A 16,117-nucleotide genomic window follows, 5' to 3' on the forward strand; every position below is an offset into this window, starting at 1 on the left:
ACCCGTCAGAGCCCACCGAAATCGGACAGGACTCCCAGCGCGGCGTCGGTTGCCTGTACCAGCGCCGCCATCTCCGCCTCAGCGACCGGCGCCGAGTTGGGTGACTGCAATGCGAAGCCATTGGCGAGAGTGACAGTGTTGTAACCGCTGTCCGCAGCGCGTAGGAGAAGATCCGAGGGAACATCGGATCCGGCCAGGCGATCGAGACCCTCGCCGACGAAGTAGAACCGCCACAGAGGCCCGAGATCGGCACCGTAGATTTCTTGGGTACGGGAGACGATGGTGTCGCCGTCGCGAGCAATGGAATCGACGATCTCGTAGTAGTCGGGAATGTCATCAGCGGCGGTGCCGGAAGACGCAACTGCCCGTGCCAGATCAATCGTGATGTGCGCGTTGTACCCCACCATCGCGACACGGGCGGGACTCAGCGAGCACTGCTTCGACAGCGAGAAGTACCGCTCCCACTGTGGCTCGACGGCCGTGCCCGTGAACTCGGCATGCAGGTTGCGGAGATACCGGCGCAGCAGATCCGAACTGATCGCAGGTGCCCATCGGCGATCCGCGAACGCAGTGGGGTCGCGCTGCAGAGGCATCACCGCAGAGTGTTCCACCGCGTCGAGTCCGAGGGAGAACAGTCCGCGCCGATCGTGATGGCGCACAAGAACGGCGGTGATCTCCGCGTGACGGGTTACCTCGTCCTCGAGGCGTTCCAGTGACGGGGTGTCCGGGAGAGTCGACAGGTCGGAGAGTTCGATGATCCGCGCGAGCTCCGGCTTCGTCAGTGCCTCACCACATGCTGTGCTCACGGAACTTGGCGGCTGCGCCGAAACATGCGCGGGAAGGGCTCCCGCGCTGATGATCACTGCGCAGAGTGAAACGACCGAGCGTACGGCGATCGACGATCTCACAGAGTGCATCGCCGGAGCATAGCGAGTCGCGGCCGGTGTTGTGCGGTGAGTGAACGGTATCTCGGCGCGATCAGGCCACCGCCTTGAACGGGTCGTGTTCGGCAATCAACTTCTCGAGCCGCGCCTCGTCCACGCGAACGCGTACCGTCGACGCCTCCTGATGATCACGCACCACCTTGGCGAGCGTGAACGTACTCGTCACCAGGAACAGCAACGTCATGCAGAGAAAGCCACGCTGCCACGGATCGATGGGCAGGTAGGCGATTCCGATGAGCGATCCCGCGAAACTGATGGCAAAGGCGATACCCGCCTGAACGAAGAAGGCGGTCGTCGTTCTGGGTGTCGGTGTCGGAGTCATGCAACCCAGTTTGGCGGTTGACTCTGCGCGAGACATGAGTAGCACTACCCGACTTCCGTAGGGTAGATCCGCGTGGTCGCGCCGGATTCCGGCCGGGCAGAGGTTCACCTCCCGCGTCGAACGGAAACCGGCGCCGAGCACGCGATTCTAGGTGTGGCTGAGTCTGCGGTTGACCTCACGAGTGAGCCACGCGGGGGAGAAGCGGGATCCGAGCGACAGCGCTTTCGATTGCAGGCCGACCGGGAAATGCACCTTGTGGTACGGCCGCTTCGAGGGACGAGTCGCCTTGAAGATGCTCGCTGACACGTCGTCGGCGCTCAGTTTGATACCGAGCGAGTTGGTGGTGCCCGTGGAGACGCCTGCAGTCATGGCGGTGTTGACGAACAACGGCCACATCGCCTTCACCGAGATGTCGTACTCGGCCCATTCGAGGTCGAGTGCCTCGGTGATGCCGCGCACGGCGAACTTGGTGGCACCGTAGGTGGCGAGTTCCGGTTGACCGTAGATCGCCGAGGCGGAACACAGATTGATCACCTGTGCGCCCGGCGTTGCCTTCAGGTAGGGGAAGGCGGCGTGCGTTCCGTAGACGACACCGTTGACGTTGATGTCGATTTGCCGCTTGTGTAACTCCAGCGGCATTTCCTCGAACCGGCCCGCGACCAGAATGCCGGCATTGTTGACGAGGATATCGAGGCGACCACCCGCTTCGGCGTCGAACTCTTTGAGGCGCTTCTCCCACTGCTCGGGGTCGGTGACGTCCAGAACTCCTGTGACGACGCGCCCACCGGCGGACGTGATCGCCTCCTGCAACGAGGCGAGGCCCGTCGCGTCGATGTCGTAGGCACCGACGAGGTATCCGGCGCGGGAGAATTGGAGGGCAGTGGAACGTCCGATCCCGGCTGCAGCGCCAGTGATGAAGACTGTTGGAGTAGGCATCTCGACAGGATAGACGTTACCGCGATTATCGGTAAGACCTCGTCGACGTGGCGTGAAACGGAGCATGCCGAGCGCAATCGAGTTCGATGGGTAGCCTTCTCCCATGTCGGAGCTTCCACCTTTCAGTCCCACGGTCGCGCTGCTGACGGTGGGCCGAGTGTGGGATGCCGCGTTCGCCGAGGGGTTGAAGCCGCTCGGGTTGACCACCCGCAGGTACGGGTTGTTGGGGCACATTCGCGGAACGCCGGGTATCTCGTTCAGCGAGCTCGCTCGGCGGTCCCGCATCACTGTGCAGAGCGCTCACACGGCGGTCGCGGCGTTCGTCGAGTCCGGGCTGGTCGACGACGGGACTGCGCACGCCGGGGCTGCATCCACTCTGCGGGTCACGGCGGAGGGTGAATCACTGCTGGCTCGGGCGGCCGAGGTGGTTGCCCGACTCGACGCGGAGTTCGCAGCGCAGCACCCCGAGCTGACCGAGGCGTTGCGGGTGCACATGTTGCGGGTGATGTCGGCCACCGACTGACCCCCATCACCAACCTTCAGTTAGACTGAAGGTCATGGAATCGCTGTTGCTCTCCCTCCACGTCGTGGCGGGCATCCTCTTCGTGGGTCCGGTCACGGTGGCCACCAGCCTGTTCCCCCGATACGCGCCGGTGACCGCCCCGGCAAGTGGGGCGACGCAGGTCGAGCGGAGCATCGACACCGCCCGTGTGCTGCACCGGATCACCCGTGTCTACGGGGTCCTGGCGCTCGCGGTCCCGCTCGTCGGACTGGTCCTCGCTTCCGTGCAAGGCCGCACGAGCGAGGTCTGGGTGGTGGTTGCGATGGTGCTCACCGCCCTTGCCGGTGGACTGCTCGCCCTGCAGATCGCCCCAATGCAGCAGCATGCGCTCACCGCAACCGGCGACGGAGGCCGCCTTCGGCGCCTCGGCATGGTGACCGGCCTGTTCAACCTGCTGTGGGTGGTTGTCGTCGTGCTCATGATCGTGCGGCCCGGGTCGGGTTGCACATGACCGGGGTGTTGCGCGCCCTCGCTGCGCTCTCGGCGCTCGAGACCGTGAGTGTCCTCGCGTTGCTGATCAACCTCGGCACCGTGCACGACGCCACGTTGGCTCGCGTCCTCGGTCCGGTGCACGGTGCGCTCTACCTGGCCGTCGCCGTCACGGCACTGCTCGGTCGCGGTCTGACGACCCGGACCCGCGTCGGTGCGCTCGTGCCCGTGCTCAGCGGCCCCCTCACGATGGTCAACCTGCGACAGGAGGCTCGCAGCGCATGAGTTTTCGGCACTACCTGTACCGGCCGCCGGCGGTCAGCGCCGCGGAGGCGGTTCGCCTCGTCGAAGATGGCGCGCTCGTTATCGACGTCCGACGCCAGTTCGAGTGGAACCGGGTCCACATCCCCGGCGCCGTGCACGCGCCACTGGAGGAATTACTCGATCGGTGCCTGGAATTCCCTGACGACCGCCTGCTCATCACTTTCTGCACGGGCGGAATCCGCTCGGCCGGTGCTGCGAACTTGTTGGTAGAGAACGGGTTCGACGCGGTCAACATGAGCGGCGGCCTCGTCCATTGGCGCACTGCGGGCGGGCCACTGATCGCCCGGTGAGGGGGTGATGTGGCGGCGCAGCCAAGCGCAGCCCCCGCCAACGATGTATATCAGCGGGCGGGGGCGCTACACGGACAATCTGCACGTAGTAACGAGCAGCGCAACAATGATTTTCGAGAGCCGACGCCCGGAAGTCCAGGGAGTGTGATCTACGCCATTGCACTATTTTCGGCGCACCTCAGAAACCGACCGGTAAGTGTGATGTCGACGATTCGTGAGAACCTGCGGGAAAACGACTGGCCTCGAGGTTCGACCCCGGTGTGTGACGTATAACACAGCTCAATTCTTCGGAGAAGCCTGGCGTTCGGGGATGTTGGGTTGCCAACCTATACCGGGACCCTTACCTCCAGACCTGATTTCGGGTATGGGTGTAGGTAGTTCGGCCGATGTGCAGGTGTCGAAGACGGTCCAAGGTAGCTGGTAGGCCGTACGCCACCGTCGATGTGGCAGTCGAGAATATTTGCACGTGAGAGAAGAGATGTCATGGCACGCATCACCGAGAACCTGGGCTCGAATCTGCTGAATACATTGCGGGTCGGTGTGGTTGGCACCGTTCTGTACGCCGCACTCATCATGGGCGTAATTGTGGTGGCGGTGTGGAAGTTCCCGATGCCCGGCGTGTAGCCCGCGGCGCTTCATGGTCTCCCGCCGATGCCTGGCGTTGCGAAGTGAGACGCGGGGCGGCGGCCATGCAGCGATGGAGCTGACGGGGGCGGCGTGGTTGTGCCTGTGGGTGCCGCCTGGCCTGTGATCAATGCGCGGTACCTGTGACGGCGCCTGTGGGTATGAGAGGAACGGCAGTGTTCGGGACGGGCATGGGCGCGATGGTGGGTCTACTGGTGGCTGCACTGTTGATGGTGCCCGTCGCGTTCGGTGTGGCGGCCCGAGCGGACGCGAAGGTTCGCCGCCTCTCGACGTCCCGAGCGTCCGATCCGCATTTGAGCGGCTCGGACGTAGATGTGGACGTGGACGAGCGGTGCGAGCGGTGGCGGCAGCTGGCGACGCGGGCGTGGTTGATCTGCGGCGGCGCTTCGCTGGTTGCGGTGGCGGTCGTGGGTGTGCTGGTCTGTGTCGGGTGACGGCGGCGACATCGCCGGGAGTGCCCGCGCTCGGGTACCGCCACACGAGACAGCATCCGCGCAGGCCACCAAATGATTCGAGAGATTTGTCATGAAACTCCGATCTAATATGCCAGCACGGATGGATAGCCCAGGACGGACCTCGAGCTCAGCAGAATTTGGGTACGCGTCGACTCGGACAGCGCGTCAACGAAGACGAGGAAGTCCGGGCCGGCGGACATGGGATCTCTGGATCTGTCGACATCAAGATTCCGGATGTGTGGTCGTAAAGACCGGAGGTGACCGGTGTGTTGGTCCGGCGTCGAGGCGTTGTGAAACGCCCTTGGTCACGATGACATGGGCGTGGTGTCTCGGCCACCACCACCGGTCCCGGTTGTTCGGCGGAAAGGTGGTCGAGGGATCGAGCGAGGTCCCCGTCGCCGAACCGGCCCGCCGCCGCGGCCACGGCCAATGCCTGATCGACCCGTCCCGCGCCCGAGGATGTGGGCGAATTCGAATGCCCCGGTCATCTTGTGGCGGATCCGGACGACGCCGCCCGCGGCGGCGTCGGTCAGCCAGCGGTGTGCGCCCTCGTCGAGGGCGACCAGATGCGGGTCTCCGGGCAGCACGTGCTGCCGATTGAATTCGGTCGCCTATCGTGTGGCCCGGGGCGGCCCTGACCGCGCCGTGCGGGCGGGCGTTGACCTTCTCGCACCACCGCTCACAGGCGTCGAGGATTTCGACGAAACTCGGGTATTCCTCGAGCAGGTTCGCCTCGGTCGGCACGAAACCCTCCGTCGCGATCTTGACCGTGTGCTCGGCGCCGCCCTTCGATCCCGGGTCGAAAGGTCCACAGGTATCATTACGTAGCGGTAATGTCTTCCTGCGGAGACGATCTCGGGGTGGCGGAAGGGGAGGCCTGCGATCCGATCTATCGTGACGGTTCGGGATTGTCGGTCAGCAGATACGTCGGTGCCCCACTGATGCGGGCGCAGTGTGCTGTCCAGGCGAGAACTTAGTCAACTCGGTACGCGCTCCCACCAGGGGCGTACTCACAACGGATGTTGAGAGATGCGAGTGTGACCCGCCGTGCGGCCCTTGTTCTCGGAGTTCTCGTGGGTGGGACTGGGGCCGCGGGCCTGAGAGCGGGCGCGGCTCGTGCGCGGCCGGTGTCCGCCGCTCGTTATCGCGGCTACTCGCCTGAGGATTGGGCGAGGCCGTATGCGATGGCGGATCGGACGTTGCCCGCTACACCTTCGGTTGCCGCGGCCTACGCCGGCCCGCCGACTCCCGCGCATGAAATCCCGGAAGTCTCGACACTGCAGACCGAACTCGCCGCGACCGGATCTTCACCGACCGAGACCGGCTATGGCAGGGCAAGTTCGGGCAAGGTGTGGGTGGCCGTGCACACCGAGATGCCGGGCGTCACGGCGGCGATGTGGGACTGGTGGTTCGGCTGGCACTCGGCGGAATCCGCCCGCTACAAGCTGTGGCATCCGGACGCGCACTTATACGCCGGCCTCGCAGTGGACAACACCGCCGAGCCGATCCCTGACCGAGCCAAGTACATCGGGAACGCTTCCTACGTCGACGAGTACATCGGCCCGAAACTACAGCAGTTGACGATCGCGGTCCAGAACCCACTCGCCCACGGCTTCGAGGTGCCCGATGACCACACGACGATCCTGGCTAGAGTCGGCAGTGCTGTCGCCCCCTTGGACGTCGGATGGCTTGCACACCAGGTCCGTCCGATTGCCGGAGGATGTGAAATGCGAAGCCGTTTCTATCTCGACATGTGGGGCCTACGACTTCCCGACATCCCACGATCGGGTCATCCGAATGAGCCGGACGAAGGGGAGTGACGTCATTTACAGCGACATCCGGAAAAGGGGAAGCGATTTGACCAGTTTGCGGCCCGCGGGATAGCGATCCTCGCGTTCTGGGCAGTGGCATCGATGGATTCCGTCGTCTGTCACGGGCCTGTAGCGACGTCGCCAAACAGGCGACCTAGGGTTGGCGATTTTGAGCGGGGCGCTTCGCCGCTGAGGCGCATCACAGCATCGATGAGCAGTGACTGTCACGTGCTCGTAATGCATATGCACTCGGGAGGAACCTGCTCGGATCTGCGTTCGTCACACGCCGCGCTCGAACTTCTTGCCGAAGCTCGGCTGGATCACCGATCAGGTGCACAGCGTTGGTCGATCCACATCGAGGGCGACCTACCCTCACCCGTGGCTGCCGTGTTCCACCACCCATGCCGCGATCTGCGCGCGGGAAGTGAATCCGAGCTTGGCGAGCACGTGCTCGACGTGGCCCTGAGCCGTTCGCTGGGCGATGACGAGTTCGGCGGCGATGGCCTTGTTGGTCATTCCCCGAGCCACCAGTCGGGCGACCTCCCATTCCCGCTTGGTCAGGGAGGTAGGTTCTCTGGTCGACGAATTTTTGTCGGGCGCCGTGTTGTCAAGTGCGTAGGCGACTGCTTCGGCGAAGGTCATTGTTCGTCCCGCACTGCGTGCTGCGTCGAACGCTTTTCGGCCGAGGGTCTCACGGGCGGATCGCTCGCAGTCTTCGTGGTACCTGTAAAGGCGGGGGAGCAGCATTGTGGTGCTCTGGACGGAGCGTCCGAATGCTTCCGCAGCACCGAGTAACACCGCGGCGCGGTGAGCCTGCCCGTCGACACCCGCAATCCACGCGAGCGATTCCAAACAGGTGGCGCCAGTCAGCGGGTCGTCGACGAGGCGGGTCAGATGAAGGCTCTCCTCGAACAGCTCCCGCGCCCGCTCCACGCGGCCCTGCCGCCATACGACGAGGCCCAAAGCCCAGAGTGAATGTGAACGGTAGGCTGATTCCCCATGCTCACTGGTGATCGCCAGAGCTTGCTCGTAGCGCTCGACTGCCTTGGTCATGTCGTCGAGCGAGGCGTAGGCCAACCCGAGTCCATTGAGAATTTCCAGTCGTCGCGACAGGTCACTGCTGGATGCGAATATCTCCAAAGCCTCGTTCAGGAGTGCGGATGCCCGGGCAATATTGCCGCTGAACAGTCCGAGAAGTCCGTCGGCGTGGGCGGCGAGTGCACGCGAGATCGGGTCGTTCATCTCCTGAGCCAGGGCGTAGCTCTCCTCGACCAAGGCCTTCGACGCAGGAAGATCGCCTTGAATTTCGGTGAACACGCTGGCGGCATACAGGGCCTTCATTCGATCCGTACTCGGCGTTCTCGCCGAGGTGGAAAGGATGCGGTCGAGCCACCGCCTGCCCTCGCTGAACAGAGCTCGCGAGAGCCAGAACCGATACAGGGCGACAGCGATCTGCAGTCCTGCACGACGCTGTGCATCGCCGGATTCGGATATGCAGAATTCCATTGCCTCACGCAGGTTCGGTTGTTCTCGCGCAAGCCGGGTGATCCAGTCGAGTTGCCGAGGGCTGATCCAGTGGGCCTCGGCTTCTACCACCAACTGGTGATACCAATCCCGGTGCCGTCGGAGTAGTTCACCCTCGCCCCCTGCCTGGCGCAGGTTCTCGCGGCCGTAGTCGCGCAGGGTCTCGAGCATCCGAAACCGAACAACAGCGCCCGACTGCTCTCGGATGAGGATCGATTTGTCCACCAGGGAGGCCACTGTGTCGAGTAGTTCGCTATGAGGGATGTCGGTGCCGCAGATTGCTTCTGCCGCGTCGAGCTCGAAGGTGCCGGCGAACACGGACAGCCGGCTCCACAACTGCTGTTCGAGTGGTGTGCACAGATCATGGCTCCAGTCGATGCACAGCCGCAGTGTCTGCTGCCGACTCGGTGCGGCCCGGTCACCGAGGGTCAGCAAGGCATAGCGGTCGGTCAACCGCTGCAGGATCTGCTCGACGGACATCGCCCGCAGGCGCGCCGCCGCCAGTTCGATGGGCAGGGGTAACCCATCGAGGTGGGCGCAGATCCGGGCTACCGCCCCCGTGTTGTCGTCGGTCAGCCTGAAATCCGGCACCGAGGAGATCGCTCGTTGGGTGAACAACGTCACCGCGTCGTATCCGGGAAGACCCTGCAATGAGGACGGACGGTCCGGATCCGGCGCTGCTAGGGGAGGAACCCGCAGCGCCGCCTCACCGCCGATACCGAGGGGTTCACGGCTCGTGGTGAGAATCTTCAGCTCGGGGCACGCCCTGAGCAGCGTCTTGGCCAGCGCGGCTACTGCATCGATCACTTGCTCGCAGTTGTCGATCACGAGGAGCAGACGCCTCAGGTCGAGGAAGTCCACCAGCACCTCCCGCACCGGCCGCGCCGACCTGTCTCGCACACCCAGGGCCGCGGCAACGACGTCGGCGAGCAACGACGTGTCTCGCAGTTCTCCCAGTTCGACCAGCCACACGCCGTCGGGGAACTGCCGGTGCACCGTCTGTGCCAAGCGCAACGCGAGCCGCGTCTTGCCCACCCCACCGATACCGGTCAGGGTGACCAGACGAGAAGCCGACAGCAGCCGTTTCGACTCGGCCAGCTCGTGGCGACGTCCGACGAAACTGGTCAGTTCGTGAGGAAGGTTGCCGACGGGGCCGCGAGTGGCCGATGGAGCTGTCAGGCTGGAATCCGCAGACCGTCCCCCCACGCGGGACTGACTGGAATACAGCGACATCTCGTCGACAGGAAAGCCGCCTTCGGCGGTCGGTATCATTCACACACCTCTCGATGACCTGCCCTCAGGATATCTCCGGCCGCCGGATCGGAGGCGCCCTCGACGAAACCGCTCACATGGGGTCGAAGAGTCCGGCGAGGGTAGCGTGTCGCTACCTGTGGCGACGAGATCCTGCAAGGGGTGGCGGCGCAGTGAATGACACCGGGACAACCCACCGGCGAAGATAATCGCGCAGGGCATCTCCCAATCGAGGTGGGTCGCCCGGGTCGAGGATGAACGATTGCAACGTCCGCAGCATGTGCTCGACGAGCTCGTTCTTATCTCGCTCACCCCACCCGCTCCAGTCGACCTCGAACTCGTCGACAATGGATCGTCCGAGTTCGACAGCCGACGCCGAGGTGACCTTCGGGATGACCTTCCCGCGAAAATCATCGCTGAAGAGAACCCTGAAACGCCGATTGGCGTGGAGGCGTTCAACAGTGGTGGCCAATGCCTGGATCACCGCTTCGGTCAGGTCGGTGATTCCCTCGACCGAACAGGCGAGCCCACGCAGGAAGTCGTCCGCAGCATGCGCAGCGGTGGCCTCGAGTAATTCGTCGGTGCTCGAGTAGTAGCGGTAGACAGTCGGGCGGGTGACGGCCAACCGTTTGGCGACTTGCAGGATGGTGACCTCGTCGGCACCCTCGTCGAGGATCTCGCCGGCTGCGCGCAGGATTCGGGCGACGGCCTCGTCGTCGGACGACGGCGCGGCTCCGCCCCACCCATGGGTTCGCACTGTTATCCCCAGACCGATTCGTGTGCCATTGAGTTTTATGGTAGTCGGCCACATGTCGCAATTGACTATACACAAGCCGGTATGTGTGTATGGTCAAGGTCGATTGGTGACATCGCCTCAGACCATTCACCGAATAGCGAGGACAGCCCGATGACTTCGACCGTTGGAACCGACACTCCTACACCGTTGAACCATGAGTTGACTCGGCGCGGTCTCGACCTCGCCTTGGCCAATACCACCGATATGGCGCCTTCGACACTGCGCGTTCCCCTCAACTACTACCGAGACGACAAGCTCGCCGAGGTCGAAGAGTCCGAGATCCTCCGCCGCACTCCGCTCGCGGTGATCGCGAGCGCCCAGATACCGCAGCCGCACGATTACGTGGTGCGCTCGGCGATTGGTGACTCTCTACTGATCACCCGTGACCGGGACGGTGTGGCGCACGTCTTTCTCAACTATTGCCGCCATCGTGGTGCCATGCCCGCCTGTGGATCGGGCAATGCACGCCGCTTCACCTGCCCCTACCATGCGTGGGTCTACGACTCGAATGGGCGACTCAGGTGAGTTCCCGGTAAAGAGGGTTTCGACGACATCGATCGAGACCGGTACGGACTCGTCGAATTGCCCTCCGAGGAACGACACGGGTTCGTCTGGGCAGTCTTGACCGCGGGCGCTGAGATCGACCTCGACGCTCATCTGGGCAGCATGGGACCTGAACTAGCCCAATGGAATTACCAGACCTTCGGCTATCACGACGAGAAAATCCTCACCTCAGAAGTCAGCTGGAAGGGAGCCCTCGAGGCATTCGCCGAGGGCTACCACTTCCCTTTCGTGCACGGCCAGAGCGTCATCGGGATGAACACGTTGGCGAACACACACGTCTATGACGAGTTCGGCGCTCACCACCGAGTCGGATTTCCCTTCAATTGGATCACCGACCTGGAAGGTGCCGAGCCAGCAGAGAATTGGGATCCAGCGCAGCAAATGGGTGTGATCTATTGGGTGTATCCCAACCTTGTTCTCGCCAACAGCCCAGTGGGCGTCGAAGTGATCGACATCCTTCCGGAGAACTCCGCGACACGATGTACTGTGCGGCACAGTTGGATGGCTCGATACCCCGCCACCACCGACGAACAACGAGAACTGTATGCCGACATCTTCTCCCAAGTTCACGCCGCGGTGCGCGATGAGGACTTCGCCATGCTGCCCCAGTGCGGCCAAGGCGTTCGCCACGGCCAGCATGACCATATGGTGATCGGCCGGAACGAGATCGGGGTGCAGCACATGATCCGGGTAATGGCAGACAAGCTTGGCGTCTCCCTTGGCTGATTTGGAAACATCCGCCACCGACGTTCAACGCGGCACCGGTGATGGGACGCTGCTGGGAGTAATTGTCCGAACGCGTCATCTCAGCGAGGGAGCGCCGCGCCTGGGTGTCACACACCCCGGCGGAACGGTTGCCGCGGCAGCGAGTGTGCCATGGCACCATGGCGGTATGTCCCAGACGGAAATCGGCATGTTCCTGCGCTCACGCCGCGCTCGGGTGCAACCGTCGGATATCGCGCTGCCACCCGCAACCGGTGCTCGCAGAACCGCCGGACTTCGGCGAAGAGGTCACCGCGATTGCGGGGGTCAGCGTCGACTACTGCACTCGCCTCGAGCAAGGGCGCGCGCAACCCGAGCGAGGTCGTCGTCGACGCACTCGCCGGGACACTGCTCCTAGGCGACGAGGAACGCGAGCACCTCTTCCGCCTCGCTGCCCACGCCGGAAGCCCTAGACGAGCGCGGACCGCCCCTACCCCCCGCCAGGTCCGACTCGCCGTATGCCAGTTGCTCGACACCATCGGCCCGTCTCGCGCCTACGTGCTCTCGAGGATCAACGATCTACTTGCGTCGAACGCGGCCGGCATCGCCCTCCTCGCGGGTATCGACCAATGGTCGCCGGAACGCCGCAACACCATCCGCTACATCTTCCTCCGCCCCGCAGCCAGAACGCTTTTCGCGGAATGGAACTCGATAGCGTGTGGCGCGGTCGCGCATCTGCGGGCGATGGCGGGGATCGCACCGAACGACCGAGAGTTGGCGGAGCTTATCGACGAATTGGAGACCAGGAGCGAGGAATTTCCCTGAATCTGGCGGCTGCACGATGTCCGCAGCCTCTCCACTGGGAACAAACTGTTCGACCACCCGAAAGTGGGACGGATGGAACTGAACTACGATCGACATCTCCGGCACGCAGCAACGGCTTGTCGTATACCAGGCCGTACCCGGCACACCCGACTGCGACGCGATGCAACTACTGAACATGCTCGATAGTCCTGCGGTGAAGCCGGCAACTTTCCCAAGAACGGGCTCGGTCGACGCTGACGCCATCCCCCCGCACGATCTGAATGATTATGCCTGAAACCGTTTTCGTCCACCGAACCCATGAGTTGGGACTGCCTCGACACCTCCGTCAACGCAGTCACATTGGATCTAGGTGACGACGCTTGGGTCTATGGCAATGTGGCACGGAGGCCTCGAGCGCGTCGGCAACATGCTCTGGTTTTCGATGGACGGATGGATGTCGCGCCTGTTCGCAATCACGACGATCAACGCTCGACTCTAGACAAGCGGACGCGATCTAGCCGAAACCCCCTCCTGCGGTGGTCAACTCGCGGATACGCCCCCAAGCGCTTCGTGCAGGGGGGAGGGATCCCCGTCTGACCGCCCGTCGTCTTTTTGGCTCGCTCACCACACAGACTTGCCGAGGAAGCGACGAGGCGCCGACGGGGTCGCTCCCCGGCGGCGCCTTCCCTGCCTTCTTGACAAACTTCGCTACATCTCAGGTGTGGCTGAGTCTGCGGTTGACCTCACGAGTGAGCCACGCGGGGGAGAAGCGGGATCCGAGCGACAGCGCTTTCGATTGCAGGCCGACCGGGAAATGCACCTTGTGGTACGGCCGCTTCGAGGGACGAGTCGCCTTGAAGATGCTCGCTGACACGTCGTCGGCGCTCAGTTTGATACCGAGCGAGTTGGTGGTGCCCGTGGAGACGCCTGCAGTCATGGCGGTGTTGACGAACAACGGCCACATCGCCTTCACCGAGATGTCGTACTCGGCCCATTCGAGGTCGAGTGCCTCGGTGATGCCGCGCACGGCGAACTTGGTGGCACCGTAGGTGGCGAGTTCCGGTTGACCGTAGATCGCCGAGGCGGAACACAGATTGATCACCTGTGCGCCCGGCGTTGCCTTCAGGTAGGGGAAGGCGGCGTGCGTTCCGTAGACGACACCGTTGACGTTGATGTCGATTTGCCGCTTGTGTAACTCCAGCGGCATTTCCTCGAACCGGCCCGCGACCAGAATGCCGGCATTGTTGACGAGGATATCGAGGCGACCACCCGCTTCGGCGTCGAACTCTTTGAGGCGCTTCTCCCACTGATCGGGGTCGGTGACGTCCAGAACTCCTGTGACGACGCGCCCACCGGCGGACGTGATCGCCTCCTGCAACGAGGCGAGGCCCGTCGCGTCGATGTCGTAGGCCCCGACGAGGTATCCGGCGCGGGAGAATTGGAGGGCAGTGGAACGTCCGATCCCGGCTGCAGCGCCGGTGATGAAGACTGTTGGAGTGGGCATCTCGACAGGATAGACGTTACCGCGATTATCGGTATGTTCTGGTCGGCGTTTCGAAAAACGGGCCCAGGCGGATCCGGGTGAATCGAACGAGACCTCTGCGCGTCAACGCCTTCCTCGTTGCCGGCCGCCTTCATCGTGCCTGCGTCGCAGGTGGGTTCGCTAGTTGATCTTGTGAAGCAGCTGTAGCCGACTAGATCGGCGTGTGACGTGGGTTGTCGAGGTCGGCCCCGGCCAGGCGGCAGAAACCTCACCGTCGCCTAAGTCGAAGTGAGAGATGAGTTCGGCTTTTTTGGCGTCGGGTTCGAGCACCGCGGGTTTGTGGACTGATGACGTTATCGATCGATGCGCGCCTCGTGGAAGTGACGGCCCACCCGCCATGGAAATTTCTTGACATATCGACCAGCAGTGTTTAGTTTTACCTCGCCTCGGCGGCGCATAGAGCGCTCCGCCGCCTGGGGCACGTCCGGTTTACATAGTCCACGCGCACTGTGATTGTGCCGACCTGACGCGTTCTTTTCGAGTAGATCGCCGTCTGTCATGTGGGGGTAAGCCGTGTCCGAGTTCAATCGTCGATCCTTTCTTGTTGGCGCTGCCACCGCGGGCGTCGCGCTGACGACGCCGCGGATCGCCGGAGCCGCCTCGGGCATGGCAGCCCGGGTAAATAGGGTGCCGGTCATCCGCGAGGATCACCGCGTGATCGTGATCGGGTCTGGATTCGGCGGGGGAGTCACCGCCTTGCGGCTGGCCGAGGCAGGTGTCCCGGTCCTCGTTCTCGAGCGTGGACTTCGTTGGCCCACCGGTCCGAATGCAGACACGTTTCCCGATCCCCTTGCGCCCGATAAGCGAATGCTCTGGCATCAGTCCGCTCCGGAGTTGTTCGGCAAGCCAGCGGTGTTCGACCCGTATGCCGGCTTGCTCGAGGCGGTTCCCGGCGAGAACATGACGACGTTGTGCGCGGCGGGGGTGGGCGGAGGTTCTCTGATTTATCAGGGGATGACCCTGCAGCCGTCGGAGGCCGTATTCAATACGCATTTCCCTGAGGACCTGGACTGGACGATGATGAACCGGGTGCACTACCCGCGGGTCGCGCGAATGCTGCAACTTGCCGTGGCCCCCGACGAACTTATCGCCAGCCCGAATTATCTGGCCCCGAGAGTGTTTGCGCAGAACGTGGAGCGTGCGGGACTCCCGCTGATGAAAATTCCGATGCCGGTCGATTGGAACTACGCGCTGGACGAGCTTCGCGGCGTAATGAATCCGTCGTATACCAACAGTGCCGGCACCTTCGGGGTCAACAACGGCGGCAAACATTCGGTGGATGTGACGTACATCGCCGCCGCGGAATCGACCGGCCTGGTAACGGTGGAGGTCCTTCACCAGGTGACCGACGTCGAGCGGGCCAAGGACGGTCGTTGGACGGTGTATGTGGACCGGACCGACACGGCCGGCAAGGTACTCGAGAACAAAGTCTTGACCACGAATGCGCTCGTGATGGCCGCGGGCAGCATGGGCACCACTAGGCTTTTGATGCGTGCCGCGGCGGCGGGCAGAATTTCGGACATGCCGGACGGGCTCGGCGGTGGGTGGGGCACCAATGCCGACCGCATCTACGTCTGGACCAACCTGGAAAGAGAATTTGGTCCCGTGCAGGGCGGACCCGTTGTGTATGGCAGCTTGAATTGGGACGATCCGGCGTCCGCCCACACCGTCATCCAGGCGTCGATTCCCACACTCGGTGTCGACGCTCGTAGCACCATGCTGGTCGGATATGGGGTCAGCGAGGGACGCGGCCACTTCGCGTACGACTCGGCCACGGACGACGCGGTCCTACACTGGCCGAGGGATGGCGATTCAGTAATCCAGGATCGTCACATCGGGCCGACCGTACACAAGATCGCCGGTCCGGCAGGTGTTCTCACCGATACCAATGCGCTGTTTCCGTCTACATGGCATCCGCTCGGTGGTGCGTCCATGGGTTCGGTCTGCGACCTCGAGGGCCGCGTCCACGGCCAGCGGGGGCTGTATGTGCTCGACGGTGCGCTGATGCCAGGGAACACTGCGGCGTGCAACCCGTCGATGACGATCGCTGCCGTGGCCGAGCGCGCGCTCGATCACATCGTCGCCCGAGACGTCGGTACGGTGATCTGAAAATCCCGAGGCCGGCAAGTATGGGTCTCGGGATATCGGTACATCGCCGGGTAGGCCCGTCCCCTTCGCTCAGCCCATTCTCCGCCGGGCGTCTACAACGTCATGA

15 protein-coding genes and 1 pseudogene are annotated in these 16,117 nt (G+C 63.5%); 10 read left to right on the forward strand and 6 right to left on the reverse strand.

The features are described 5' to 3' along the window. Positions 1-5: 5 nt before the first annotated feature. From HYG77_RS30335 to HYG77_RS30345, 3 genes are all read right to left on the reverse strand, one after another. Positions 6-806: a DUF5995 family protein gene (locus HYG77_RS30335; RefSeq protein WP_244373315.1), complete on the reverse strand. Its 801-nt coding sequence runs from the start codon at positions 804-806 to the stop codon at positions 6-8. A gap of 172 nt (positions 807-978) precedes the next feature. Continuing rightward, positions 979-1,266, reverse strand: coding sequence for a YiaA/YiaB family inner membrane protein (locus HYG77_RS30340; RefSeq protein ID WP_109335148.1), 288 nt, complete (start codon positions 1,264-1,266; stop codon positions 979-981). A gap of 147 nt (positions 1,267-1,413) precedes the next feature. After that, positions 1,414-2,202, reverse strand: a complete 789-nt coding sequence (locus HYG77_RS30345) for an SDR family oxidoreductase (protein ID WP_208961440.1) — start codon at positions 2,200-2,202, stop codon at positions 1,414-1,416. Between the two features lie 103 nt (positions 2,203-2,305). On the opposite strand from HYG77_RS30345, the gene HYG77_RS30350 reads away from it, so the two are divergent. The 7 genes from HYG77_RS30350 (at position 2,306) to HYG77_RS30380 (ending at position 6,727) form a co-directional block, all read left to right on the forward strand. Beyond that, positions 2,306-2,725, forward strand: a complete 420-nt coding sequence (locus HYG77_RS30350; protein WP_109330522.1) for a MarR family winged helix-turn-helix transcriptional regulator — start codon at positions 2,306-2,308, stop codon at positions 2,723-2,725. A 34-nt stretch (positions 2,726-2,759) separates the two neighbouring features. Next, entirely contained in the window at positions 2,760-3,215 is a 456-nt protein-coding gene (locus HYG77_RS30355; RefSeq protein WP_208961441.1) for a hypothetical protein, read from the forward strand. Further along, positions 3,212-3,478 (forward strand): hypothetical protein, encoded by a 267-nt coding sequence (locus HYG77_RS30360; RefSeq protein ID WP_208961442.1) that lies wholly within the window; start codon positions 3,212-3,214, stop codon positions 3,476-3,478. The genes HYG77_RS30355 and HYG77_RS30360 overlap by 4 nt, the downstream gene beginning before the upstream one ends. After that, positions 3,475-3,807, forward strand: a complete 333-nt coding sequence (locus HYG77_RS30365) for a rhodanese-like domain-containing protein (protein WP_208961443.1) — start codon at positions 3,475-3,477, stop codon at positions 3,805-3,807. Before HYG77_RS30360 ends, HYG77_RS30365 begins: the two co-directional genes overlap by 4 nt. 483 nt (positions 3,808-4,290) lie before the next feature. Beyond that, the gene (locus HYG77_RS30370; RefSeq protein WP_201453476.1) at positions 4,291-4,431 is read left to right on the forward strand and encodes a hypothetical protein; all 141 of its coding nucleotides are present in this window, start codon (positions 4,291-4,293) and stop codon (positions 4,429-4,431) included. 161 nt (positions 4,432-4,592) lie between these two features. Next, positions 4,593-4,886 (forward strand): hypothetical protein, encoded by a 294-nt coding sequence (locus tag HYG77_RS30375; RefSeq protein ID WP_244373317.1) that lies wholly within the window; start codon positions 4,593-4,595, stop codon positions 4,884-4,886. 1,220 nt (positions 4,887-6,106) lie between these two features. After that, on the forward strand, positions 6,107-6,727 hold the full coding sequence (locus tag HYG77_RS30380; protein WP_244373322.1) for a hypothetical protein: 621 nt from the start codon (positions 6,107-6,109) through the stop codon (positions 6,725-6,727). A gap of 363 nt (positions 6,728-7,090) precedes the next feature. Here HYG77_RS30380 and HYG77_RS30385 read toward each other — a convergent pair whose 3' ends face one another. Together HYG77_RS30385 and HYG77_RS30390 are read right to left on the reverse strand one after the other, a co-directional pair. Beyond that, the gene (locus HYG77_RS30385; protein WP_208961445.1) at positions 7,091-9,514 is read right to left on the reverse strand and encodes a tetratricopeptide repeat protein; all 2,424 of its coding nucleotides are present in this window, start codon (positions 9,512-9,514) and stop codon (positions 7,091-7,093) included. A gap of 112 nt (positions 9,515-9,626) precedes the next feature. Continuing rightward, positions 9,627-10,250 carry a TetR/AcrR family transcriptional regulator gene (locus HYG77_RS30390; RefSeq protein ID WP_109330510.1) on the reverse strand — a complete coding sequence of 208 codons (624 nt, stop codon included), beginning with the start codon at positions 10,248-10,250 and terminating at the stop codon, positions 9,627-9,629. 150 nt (positions 10,251-10,400) lie between these two features. Here HYG77_RS30390 and HYG77_RS30395 point away from each other — a divergent pair. Both HYG77_RS30395 and HYG77_RS40015 read left to right on the forward strand, forming a co-directional pair. Continuing rightward, a pseudogene (locus HYG77_RS30395) lies at positions 10,401-11,579 on the forward strand (aromatic ring-hydroxylating dioxygenase subunit alpha). 294 nt (positions 11,580-11,873) lie between these two features. Next, complete coding sequence (locus HYG77_RS40015) at positions 11,874-12,380, forward strand: hypothetical protein (protein WP_244373324.1); 507 nt, start codon at positions 11,874-11,876, stop codon at positions 12,378-12,380. Positions 12,381-13,074: 694 nt separating this feature from the next. Here the strand turns inward: HYG77_RS40015 and HYG77_RS30405 are convergent. Continuing rightward, positions 13,075-13,863 carry an SDR family oxidoreductase gene (locus HYG77_RS30405; protein ID WP_208961446.1) on the reverse strand — a complete coding sequence of 263 codons (789 nt, stop codon included), beginning with the start codon at positions 13,861-13,863 and terminating at the stop codon, positions 13,075-13,077. A gap of 552 nt (positions 13,864-14,415) precedes the next feature. Here HYG77_RS30405 and HYG77_RS30410 point away from each other — a divergent pair. After that, positions 14,416-16,011, forward strand: a complete 1,596-nt coding sequence (locus HYG77_RS30410) for a GMC oxidoreductase (RefSeq protein WP_208961447.1) — start codon at positions 14,416-14,418, stop codon at positions 16,009-16,011. Positions 16,012-16,117 lie beyond the last annotated feature (106 nt).

Source organism: Rhodococcus sp. ZPP (assembly GCF_017656075.1).
Taxonomy (GTDB): Bacteria; Actinomycetota; Actinomycetes; order Mycobacteriales; family Mycobacteriaceae; genus Rhodococcus_F; species Rhodococcus_F oxybenzonivorans.